Genomic DNA, 3,146 nt, shown 5'->3' with positions numbered 1-3,146 from the left:
TTTCAGCGAGCTCTCGAGGAGTGGAGCCATCAAGATACTTTTTAGCTACTTTGAACTTTAACTCGCGACTGTATTTGGACATAAATAAAAGACCCCCAATAATTGGTTGTCCAACTATTGGGGGTCACTTCAGAGCATGGGAACGAGGATTCTCTTAACTGATTGGCATTAGACATAACAGCCGCCCTTTTGTCGCTTAATACAGTATGTCAGTCTTATAGCATTCTGGAAAACTTTCTGATCAGTGAATGGGTGTCGATAAGCAAACCCTCCGAGCCATGGATGGCTCGGCGGAGCCCCATGGAAGGCCGCTCTTATAAAAATAAGGGCGTGTTTGCATTTGATAGCCATTTGCTGCTCCAACGATGTCCAATCTGATCATATTTTTATTCAGGATGGTATTAGCGCTTATTACGCAGATAACGTTTACGGCGCTCTTCTTTGTTTTTTGCTTTCTCTTCCGCTTTACGCGCTTCTTCGACTTCGACTTCAATCAGCTCTTGAGTAATCATTTCAGGGTGCTCAAGAGTAATTTGCCCGATAATGCCCTGGCGTAGTTCATGCAACAGAATTTCAGAGGCTTTGTGTAGATCAACACGACCACCAGCACGCAGTGCACCACGTTTACGACCAATCTCTTCCATCCATTCAAGATCAGATTCTGGTGATTCGTCTATGTTGTAACGTGCTTTCAATAGATCTTGGTAACGCTCAGCAAGGTATTCTACGGTGTAGAACGCCACTTCTTCATATTCCATCGCGGTATCTTTGATTGCGCCTGTTGCCGCTAAACGGAAACCACTGTGTGGATTTTCCACTTTCGGCCATAAGATCCCCGGCGTATCGGAAAGCACAATACCGTTTTGCAGATTAATACGTTGCTGACGGCGAGTAACCGCCGGCTGGTTACCCGTTTGCGCAATCGCACGCCCCGCTAAACAGTTGATAATGGTTGATTTACCCACGTTTGGAATACCCATAATCATGGTACGCACGTTCTTGCCTAATGTTTCACGGTTTGGCGCTAACTTGCGGCACAGTTCCATGATCTGCATTACTTCTTGTTGGTTCGAAGTGGTAATCGCAATCGCTTTAACGCCTTGCTCTTTTTCCAAGTGCTCAATCCAAAGCTGAGTCATTTCAGGATCAGCCAAATCGCGCTTGTTCAGCACTTTTACACAAGGCTTTTCTTTGCGAAGTTTCGAAATAATCGGGTTTTCGCTACTGAAAGGAATCCGCGCATCCAACACCTCGATAATTACATCAACTTGTGGGATGACTTCTTCGATCTCCTTGCGCGCTTTATGCATATGGCCTGGAAACCATTGGATGTTATTGTTAACCATTTGAATTTATTGCCTTAGTCTTCATCTGAAATGTACGTTGCTGTATGGCAAATCTAAGAAGTCAGATGATCATCGGTTAATTTGAATGGCGGCTATTGTACGCGAGAATGCTATGTGTATCCAATTCATCCGTTATTGTGATTCACTCACTTGTCGTCAACCTGCAACTTCAAGTAGTTTGAGTATAAACCACGGGTAAACAGTGGTTTTGTTTTGATACTTGAGTAGAATCAAATCCAGTAGCGATTAAATTAGATGTTTAACGGATCAAACAATGTCTTATTCCCCTCCATTTCAATTGACACATAATATGATGAAGTTGGTTTCTGAGATCTCTGAATCTATTGGTAATTGGACGGCGGTAAACAGTAATAGTCTAATGCCACAATTGCGCAGGGAAAACCGTATTCGAACCATTCAGGCATCACTTGCCATTGAGCAAAACACGTTAACCTTAGAGCAGGTAACGGCGGTTATTGAAGGTAAGTCAGTGCTAGGTCATCCCAAAGAGATTCAGGAAGTACATAATGCATTAGCTACATACGCTAAAATGCCGAACTGGTCAAAGACAAAAGTTAATGACTTGCTTTTAGCTCATCGCTTACTAATGCAAGGGCTGCTCAATGATGCTGGTCAATGGCGTTCTGGTGGCGCAGGTATATACCGAGGTGAACAACTTGTTCATATGGCTCCACCTGCGAATCAAATTCCTCGTTTGATGAAGCAACTATTTGAATGGTTAGAGTCAACAGATGCTCATCCGTTGATTGCTTCGGCGGCGTTTCACTATGAGTTTGAATTTATTCATCCATTTAGTGATGGTAATGGGCGAATGGGACGTCTATGGCAAACATTGATATTGAGCGAATGGCAGCCTCTATTAGCATATTTGCCAGTAGAAACGGTGATTAAAGCTCTTCAAAATGAGTACTATCAAGCCTTTCGTCAAGCTGATCAGCAAACGGATTGTTCACAGTTTATTGAGTTTTTATTGCAAGCGTTAGTTACGTCACTGAAAGAAGCTGTTGATACCAATTCGGGAAAAATGCGGGTAGAAATGAAGGTAGAAACGCGGGTAAAAACGCCAGATAAAATACTGGCACTATTATCTGAAAATTCTTCATTAACACTTGCCGAGGTTGCTAATCATCTTGGACTCTCACCAAGCACTGTAGAACGTGCGGTAGCAAAGTTAAAACAGCAAAGTAAATTAACTTATATGGGGCCTAAGAAAGGTGGGTATTGGCAGTTAATTAAAGGACCATATTGTGACTGAAACGCTGTACCATATGCACGGCATGGTATAAAGTCGAACGTTGTTTTTGTTGGCTTAGGAATCTACATGGCTGCGTCAAATTTTGAATTTTTACAAGATGTAAATGAATACACTTGGTGCTAACGATGACGCACAAAAACAACTACTGGAAGAAGCGTTCGGTTTAGATGAAAAGCCGGAGGTTGCGTAATGAGTCAAAAAAGGAACAAATGCCTTTTAGTTGAAGGTTCATATACTAATAAATTACAAATGATTAAGCACGCCGTAGAGCGTGCTTTTTTGTTTGCCCAGCAAAGCTGGCAAACCCGTCCACTTGAAAGAAAGTGGAGTCACCCTGACTAAGGGGAAGACAATCCGAATGGCAAGGGCGTCACGGGCTAACGGTGGGGTCTGAAGGAAGCCATAGGAAGTTAGATGTACACAACTAACCGTAATCTGTTTCGGCGGTACTGGTGGGTAAGCGTCCAAAATAGCGCAAAGCCCAATACTTAGTCAGACCAATACTGTGATTGAGGGTGGGATAT

2 protein-coding genes are annotated in these 3,146 nt (G+C 42.9%); one reads left to right on the top strand and one right to left on the bottom strand.

Annotated elements, in window-relative coordinates; translation table 11 throughout:
* Positions 1–401 precede the first annotated feature (401 nt).
* Positions 402–1,346, bottom strand: a complete 945-nt coding sequence (gene ylqF / locus ACK5MF_RS01020; protein ID WP_416918522.1) for a ribosome biogenesis GTPase YlqF — start codon at positions 1,344–1,346, stop codon at positions 402–404.
* 274 nt (positions 1,347–1,620) lie between these two features.
* On the opposite strand from ylqF, the gene ACK5MF_RS01015 reads away from it, so the two are divergent.
* Complete coding sequence (locus tag ACK5MF_RS01015; RefSeq protein ID WP_416918520.1) at positions 1,621–2,622, top strand: Fic family protein; 1,002 nt, start codon at positions 1,621–1,623, stop codon at positions 2,620–2,622.
* The last annotated feature ends 524 nt before the right edge of the window (positions 2,623–3,146 follow it).

This window comes from Vibrio sp. (assembly GCF_047973365.1).
Lineage (GTDB): Bacteria > Pseudomonadota > Gammaproteobacteria > Enterobacterales > Vibrionaceae > Vibrio.
The sequence above is the reverse complement of the archived record's forward strand: the minus strand, read 5'-3'. Positions and strand labels throughout refer to the sequence as shown.

What these genes read in the sequence shown, in the direction of transcription:
- ACK5MF_RS01015 (WP_416918520.1), top strand. Translation starts at nt 1,621, where the DNA reads ATGTCTTATTCCCCTCCATTTCAATTGACACATAATATGATGAAGTTG.
- ylqF (WP_416918522.1), bottom strand. Translation starts at nt 1,346, where the DNA reads ATGGTTAACAATAACATCCAATGGTTTCCAGGCCATATGCATAAAGCG.